Here is a 7,519-nt window from a genome sequence, read left to right as displayed (position 1 = left end):
TGCCCAATATTCACTGTATAATGAAGATAAGGGCAGAAACCATGAAAATCGGCGCTGCCCTTAAGTAACTATAACAAAATCTTATTTCAGATTTTTGAGTTTACACAAAACTTGAAACGGTCTCCTTTTGATTGGTAAGGGGACACACCTCTCTCGGGCAAGATAGATTCCTTTTGCGTTGAGGTATGTCCCCTTTTGTTTTTATCAGCTAAACAGGGGGAGAAAACCCTGCTTGCTTCCCTTTTGTTTTTCCCACTACCTGAAGCAAGAGGAAGCACAAGAACCGTCCCTCCGCTTCTACCTCCCTGAAGCAAGAAGCAGAAGAACCGTCCCTCCGCTTCTATCTTACATAGTATAAGACATTATACAGGGATTGGGCTGCTTCGGCAAAAGTTACAGTTGATGAGCCGTCATAATCTTCTAGGGATGCAGCGGGCAGTATTCCAAAAGCTGTGCATATGGCTATGCTGCCAACCATATCATCACTTATATCCTCCAGCCCCTGCTTGTTAAATACCTCACTGTGCTTTGCCAGTTCAGAATAACCAAGCATATTTACAAGCATCCTTACAAACTCATCTTTTGTTATTTTCTCATCAGCATTGAAGCTGCCTCCGGTTTCTTCAATAATACCATATCTTAAAGCATTTTCAATGTAGGGGTAATATTCACTATTTAATTCAATATCTTCGAAGGGAGCCTTTGTATCCTCAGTAATTTCAATATAGTTCATACCTCTAATAAAGGACAAGTATTTAATTACTTCACCTCTTGTAATCTCTGAGTCAAAAGGCTTCAATTCTTTAATAATCCCTTGAGCCAGAAGCAGTTCTACACTTCTCTTGGCAGGATGGTCAGGTATTTGGGATATATCTTCCAGAGGTTCATATACTTTACCGCTCCAGTTCATCAAATTACCTGTTTTTGGGTCTATAATCATGTCCAGATAATTTCTGCCTTTGTTCCTTATAAAATATGCGAGTCTTGGAGCCGGCATCTCTACTTCCTTTCCTTCCTCCATCGCTTTATATAATTCATAGGATTCAGGAATAAAATATGAGAGTTGCGCTTCAAGGCCATTAGTGAATATTTCTAATGCCTTTTCCCGGGAAATAGCATCCTCTGCAGTTGGGAAATCTTTATCCTGCCAGTTGAAATAAATATTGTTCAATTCCCCGGTTTCCCTGTTAATACTTATATACATTGAGTTATCTCTATATTTAACTCCGTTCACTAATCTTATAAAACTGTAATTATAATACTGCATAGTCTTCAAATATTCATCTTTTATTTCAGGCTTTATTAAATTCTGATCGGCATAGAAACCATACTGCTCAGGAAGTAATTTTTGGAATACTTCAATTGCCTTTTCCTTTCCCTGCTCCCAATTTACATTCTCAACAATTTCAAGTTGTTCTCCTTCTTTCATTTTCATATCATATTCATAATTGTAGTAATATTTGTCTATACTTAAGGTATTGACCCGTCCTGTTTTGCAATTTATAGATATGTTTAAATAAACGTTAAGGTTTCCATCGTTATAATTCCAGTTGCCGTTCCATACATCTCCATAATCGCTGTATCCAGGATTATAGTAATAATACATGCTACTATCCTGGAACTCAATGCCCAGCAGTTCTTCTACAACTTCCTTAAATTTTTTGGCTTTGGCTGCAGCCTCTTCAGACGTAATAGGCTTTCCTTCTTCCAGCACCGCATCAGGATCTAATTGTGTCAGATTAGAATCAAAATAAGTAGGGGTATATTCAGTTCCATCGTAATTTATCATTTTTCCGGTAAATGCATCAACCATGTTGTAATAATCCACAGGGACATAGACAAGTACAGTTCTGCCTTGAGGGGCATAACCTCCATAGTAAGGTTTGTCTTCATAAATCGTAATGTACTGGAGATCCATATTTACTAAATCAATATATTTTTTAATTATCTCTTCAGGATCTAAAACGCCCTCTGAGGAAGGCAGTTTTGAAGTATCAAAATTGGCTTTATATCTGTAGAAGTTCCTTAAAGAACCATCGGTCCCGTCAACGGAGACGGATACATTGGAATTATTAATGACTATTCCATTTATTTTTTCATTGTACCAAAAATTATACAGAACAGGTTCTTTTATTCCGTTACGGTAATAATAATCATTTGTGTATTCCTCATTAAGCTTTAAGTTTTCAGGGTCTATACTGAAAACATTTTTCAGGTACTCTTCTGCCTTTATTTTAGCTTCCTCACGGGTTAATTTTGCAATATAATTCTTTTGTCCGTAATTATTCTCCCATACGTTAAAACTTACTATTTCTCCTGTATCAGCATCAACGCTTGCACTGCCACTTTTTCCTGTTTTGTTCTTAAGCCGGAAATCAATATACCATTGCCTGCTGCTACCGTATATTTGCATTTTTTGTCCCAGATTCTCAAGGCGTATGCTATATATTTCAATTTCTTCTTGTTCTCCAAATACTGATTTTACAATAGATATGGCTTCTTCCTTGCTTACTTTTACACTGCTTTCATCAATTTCTTCATAGGGTGGAATTAATTCTCCTGCAGCTTTCATTAAGTTTATCTTTTCTTGAGAAAGATCGCTTACGATAACTTCTTCTGCCTGCGCCAAACTACTGAAAATAAATGTACATACAAGTGAAATTAGAATAATTAATGAAATAGTCCTTTTAATTCTCATAATACCCCTCCACAAAAAATCATTTCAATTTGTCTATAACATGATAAATAATTAATCAAATGTTATGACGTAATATTATATTAATTGTTCCATAATTATACAACTTTTTTTATATTATTTTCCATTGTATCATTATTGATTTTTGCAGCATTACCTCACATTTCTCCATTCACTCTATTACTTGAAATATTTCTGTAAGACTATTTCCTTAAGTTTATCCACATGGTTTAATTCAGGATTATCTATAACCATTTCAAACAGCTCATTTAGTATCCTGCCTATTTCTCTGCCTTCTGTAATACCAAGATTTATCAAATAATCTCCATTAATAGCCATATCCTTCATGCTTAAGCAATCTGCCCTCTCTTTGATCTGGCGGTATAAAGATTTTATATTTTCAATTTTCGTAAGCCTATCTGCCATAAATTCAGGATTTTGAGCCTTAATGTCGGCTTCCTTGACTTTAAGCAGATCCAGAAAAATATCATCACCTAAAGATGATATTGCTCTTCTGACAGCTTTACATGTTGTTTCTATAACCCTGTCATGCTCCTTTATAAGCTTGCCCGCTCTTTTAATGAAAGCACTCGGAAACTTTAATCTGTTAAAAATATTCATTGCCAGATGGAGACTCTTTTCAGAATGTCCGTAAAAATGGTCCACTCCATTTTCATCCACCGATTTTGAGAGGGGTTTTCCTATATCATGTAGAAGCATAACCCATCTAAGCATACTTTCAGGAGGAATGTTCTCTATGGCATGAAGGCTGTGTACTGCCACATTATAAATATGGTAAGGATTGTTCTGAATGGTGTAGAAGCATATTTCAAATTCTGGAAGTATATGTTGTAAAAGGTGTGTGTCCCGAAGCAAAATAAAGCGTATTGGATGTTCTGACACAAGTATTCTTGTAAGTTCCTCCCTTACTCTTTCACTGCTGACTTTCTCAATAAGATGAGAGTTTTTTCTTATTGAATCCAGCACATTATCTTCCACCTTGAAATCCAGCTCAGCTGAGAACCGCACTGCTCTCAGCATCCGCAGGGCATCTTCATTGAATCTTTGGTCCGGATCCCCTACTGTTTTAATTATTTTTCCTTTAATGTCACGAACCCCGTTAAAAGGATCCACAATTCCCCTCCGGGGGCTGTACGCCACTGCATTCATTGTGAAATCCCTGCGGCTTAAATCTTCTGTCAATGAAGATATAAATCCTACGCTGGCAGGGCGCCGGTTGTCGCTATATACACCATCTACCCTGTATGTTGTCACTTCTACTTTTGTATCTCCCCACAAAACAGTCACTGTACCGTGCTTAATACCAGTATCAATAGTTTTGTCAAACAACTTCTTTATCTCATCAGGTTTTGCAATTGTAGTAACATCCCAGTCCTTTGGTTCTTTGCCCATTATCATATCCCTGGTGCAGCCGCCTACAAGATAGGCTTCATAACCAGCATCTTCCAGCTTGTTAATGACAGAGCATACTTGAAATGGCAAAAATTTAAGAATTTCATCTTTCAACCTATCTTTTAATTTATTCATTTCATCTTTCACTTTATCTTTCCTGCCAGATTTCATTGTATAGAACCTTTATCACCTGTTTCTTATTTTATTCATTTATTCTTTATTCAATTATTGTTTTCATGTATCATTCATAGTTTCATACATCTGCCTCCTTTATCACTCTTCTATTGCCAATGAGACATAATATGTATAAAATATGTCTATAAAGCAATACCAGGAGGTCAGTTTATGTCTGTAAATAACCATGAACAGCCATGCCGTACCCCAGCCGGACGTATATGGGAGCTGGATTTCTTCAGAGGAATAGCTTTGCTGCTTATGATATACTTCCATTTCATTTTTGATATGAACGAAATGTTTAACTATCCTGTCAGCTATACTTCCGGTATAAATTATTATATTGGTAAAATTTCAGCCATACTTTTTATATTTATCTCAGGCATAAGCTCAAGTCTCAGCAGGAGCAATATAAAAAGAGGCCTGAGGGTACTGGCTATAGCACTTGTAATAACTGTTGCAACCCATTTATACGGTGCTGAATTCGGTATTAAGTTCGGCATACTGCATTTTTTGGGAATATGTATGCTCCTATATCCTCTTATAAGGCCTGTGAATAATTACCTTCTGGTTATTATATGTACTATGGCAATTATTCTTGGTTATTATGCCCAGAAAGTGGTTGTTCCCTACAATTATTTATTCCCTTTTGGCCTGACAAGTATCAGTTTTACTTCCTCTGACTACTATCCTCTTTTCCCCTGGTCAGGGCTTTTTATTTACGGAGTAGTTTTTGGGAAAGTATTCTATTCGAGTAAAAAGAGCCTGCTGCCCTTTAACCCGAATAATAATGTGGTGGTAAGAGCTGTCAGCTTTTTGGGAAGAAACACTTTACTTATATATTTAATTCATCAGCCTGTAACTATTGCCATCCTCACTCTAATCAATTACTTGTGAATAATAGGGAAAATATTGTATATTATTTAACAAACCTCTCTTCCCTTGAACTGGATATTATATAGCTTGCTGTAAAGTCCATTATTCTGCAGAAGTTCAAAATGAGTTCCTATTTCCTCAATCCCTCCTTCATTGAGCACAACTATTTTATCTGCTTTCTGTATGGATGATAGCCTGTGTGCAATTACTATGGTAGTTCTGTTTTTGGTTACTCTGTCAATTGCATCATGAATCAGTTTTTCTGTTTGTGTATCTACAGATGCAGTAGCTTCATCCAGAATAAGGACCGGGGTGTTTCTTAGTATTGCTCTTGCTATTGAAATGCGCTGTTTCTGCCCTCCCGATAATCTTATGCCTCTTTCTCCAATAATGGTATCATAGCCATTCTCCAATTCATCAATGAATTCATGGGCATGGGCAAGTTTAGCTGCTTTTATTATTTCCTCCCTGGTTGCATTTTCAGCTCCGTAGGCTATGTTCTCAGCTATGGTTCCGTTGAAAAGAAATACATCCTGCAGCACAATGCTTGTATTATCTCTCAGGGATTTCAGGCTGACATCTTTCATATCTATACCGTCTATTGTAATTCTGCCTTCGGTAGGATCATAAAAACGGCATATCAAGCTTATCAGGGTGGTCTTTCCAACTCCTGTAGGTCCCACCAGGGCAACCAATTCTCCCGGGTTTATTTCCAGGTTGATATTATTTAATACATTGTTCCCCTCAATATAGCTGAAGCTTACATTTTCAAAAACTATTCTACCCTTCACCCTGCCTAATTCCACAGGATTTTTAGCCTCTTTAACATCAGATTCCGTATCCAGCACTTCAAAAATCCTGCTGGCACCTGCAAGGGCATTTTGCATATCTTCATTCAACCTTCCTAAAGTACTGATAGGCTGATAGAACATATTCAGATAAAGTATAAAGGTTACTATATCCTTTAGAGGTACTTTACCCGCAGAAGCCAGATATCCTCCAAAACCTATTACAATGACGACTCCCATATTGCTGAAAAATTCAATGGATGGGTGATATATGGCACTAAGCTTCAAGACCCTGAGCAGCGTTTTTACATGAGAATTAGATTTCCTGCGTATTCTTTCCTTCTCCCTCTCCTGCTGATTGAATATCTGAATTTCCTTTATACCCTGCAGGTTGTCATGTAAAGTAGCATTGAATTCTGCCAGTGCCTGCTGGGAATTCTTAAACTGCGGAAGTACTCTTTTTGCAAAATAAGAAGCAGCAATTGCAAGAAAGGGTACAGTTATAAGGCTTAGTAAAGCAAGAACCGGATTGATAGAAAACAGAATCACAGTGACACCTATCAGTATTAGTATGTTTACTATAAGATCCGGTGTTGAGTGGGCTATCAGGCTCTCCAGTGTAGAGGTGTCATTGGATGTCCTGGACATTAACTGGCCGGTTTGCTTGTCGTGATAAAAACGTAATGATAACTTCTGCATATGATTATATATTCTGACTCTCATATCTGATACAAAATGCCAGGCAGCATAATGAGTAAGGTAAGATCTTAAAAATTGACAGAAAGCCAGAATAATATATAACAACCCGAGTTTGACAGCAAGTTCTATAGCTTTTCTTCCTAAATCAGGATCTCCCTCAGTTATCATGGTTATCATTTTACGGACAATCATAGGGGCATATAGCTGTATACCTGTCATTACTAACAGGGCTACCATGGCAATAGCCAGGTGTTTCCAATAAGCTTTTGCATACTTTAGTAATCTTATCGCGTCCTTCATGATTATATTTTGACCACCTTTGTTAAAATTTCCGGTATTACCTTATTGCATTATTTTATATTTTTTCTTGCACTTCATATTATAACCTATTGTGCCAGATTAGGGTATATGTGTTATTCAGGAACTCAAAATTGGGGACATTCCCCTGTAAATAAGAATGTTTTCTATTTCAGGAGGAGGTGTCCCTTGTCTTCATACATCATGTAAGCATGTTCATATGCCGGAATAACTAAAATTTTCAGTAACAAGACTTCCCGTTATCGAATAGTATGTAATAGCTTTTTTCAGTAAAGTTATAGAATTGGGAAATCTTTTGGGAGGTGAATGGTGTGTCTGAAGAAAGAGGATCTGGTGGTATCTTTGGACTCGATTTCTTTTGGGTTATCATAATAATCCTTGTCATCATCTTATTTTTCCCGGGTATTTTCGGAAAACCTGGATGTGGATACAGGGAGTAGCAGTATAATATATAAATCCAAATCTGTAGCACATAACCCATAAAATGTACAGCAGGACATAAAATGCGCATCATATAATAAAGGAGTATGAGATTTTACCATCCCATCCTCCTTTA

General features: G+C 36.9%; 5 protein-coding genes. 1 reads left to right on the top strand and 4 read right to left on the bottom strand.

Annotation, left to right across the window (positions count from 1 at the left end; all coding sequences use genetic code 11):
- Positions 1–86: 86 nt before the first annotated feature.
- The 3 genes from GXX20_09705 to GXX20_09695 form a co-directional block, all read right to left on the bottom strand.
- Complete coding sequence (locus GXX20_09705; protein ID HHW31929.1) at positions 87–314, bottom strand: hypothetical protein; 228 nt, start codon at positions 312–314, stop codon at positions 87–89.
- A 26-nt stretch (positions 315–340) separates the two neighbouring features.
- Entirely contained in the window at positions 341–2,698 is a 2,358-nt protein-coding gene (locus tag GXX20_09700) for an S-layer homology domain-containing protein (GenBank protein ID HHW31928.1), read from the bottom strand.
- A 177-nt stretch (positions 2,699–2,875) separates the two neighbouring features.
- Positions 2,876–4,243: an HD domain-containing protein gene (locus GXX20_09695; GenBank protein ID HHW31927.1), complete on the bottom strand. Its 1,368-nt coding sequence runs from the start codon at positions 4,241–4,243 to the stop codon at positions 2,876–2,878.
- Positions 4,244–4,453: 210 nt separating this feature from the next.
- Between GXX20_09695 and GXX20_09690 the strand changes: the two genes are divergently transcribed.
- Positions 4,454–5,179, top strand: coding sequence for a DUF1624 domain-containing protein (locus GXX20_09690; GenBank protein ID HHW31926.1), 726 nt, complete (start codon positions 4,454–4,456; stop codon positions 5,177–5,179).
- 26 nt (positions 5,180–5,205) lie between these two features.
- Here GXX20_09690 and GXX20_09685 read toward each other — a convergent pair whose 3' ends face one another.
- Positions 5,206–6,945, bottom strand: a complete 1,740-nt coding sequence (locus GXX20_09685; GenBank protein ID HHW31925.1) for an ABC transporter ATP-binding protein — start codon at positions 6,943–6,945, stop codon at positions 5,206–5,208.
- Positions 6,946–7,519: the final 574 nt, after the last annotated feature.

This window comes from Clostridiaceae bacterium (assembly GCA_012840395.1).
In the GTDB taxonomy this organism is placed as follows: domain Bacteria; phylum Bacillota; class Clostridia; order Acetivibrionales; family DULL01; genus DULL01.
Note: the sequence above shows the minus strand (reverse complement) of the source record. Positions and strands in the feature narration are given on the sequence as shown.

Bases quoted from the DNA above. Each gene is read 5' to 3' on its own strand.
- GXX20_09700 (HHW31928.1), bottom strand. From the start codon at position 2,698: ATGAGAATTAAAAGGACTATTTCATTAATTATTCTAATTTCACTTGTA.
- GXX20_09685 (HHW31925.1), bottom strand. From the start codon at position 6,945: ATGAAGGACGCGATAAGATTACTAAAGTATGCAAAAGCTTATTGGAAA.
- GXX20_09695 (HHW31927.1), bottom strand. From the start codon at position 4,243: ATGAATAAATTAAAAGATAGGTTGAAAGATGAAATTCTTAAATTTTTG.
- GXX20_09690 (HHW31926.1), top strand. From the start codon at position 4,454: ATGTCTGTAAATAACCATGAACAGCCATGCCGTACCCCAGCCGGACGT.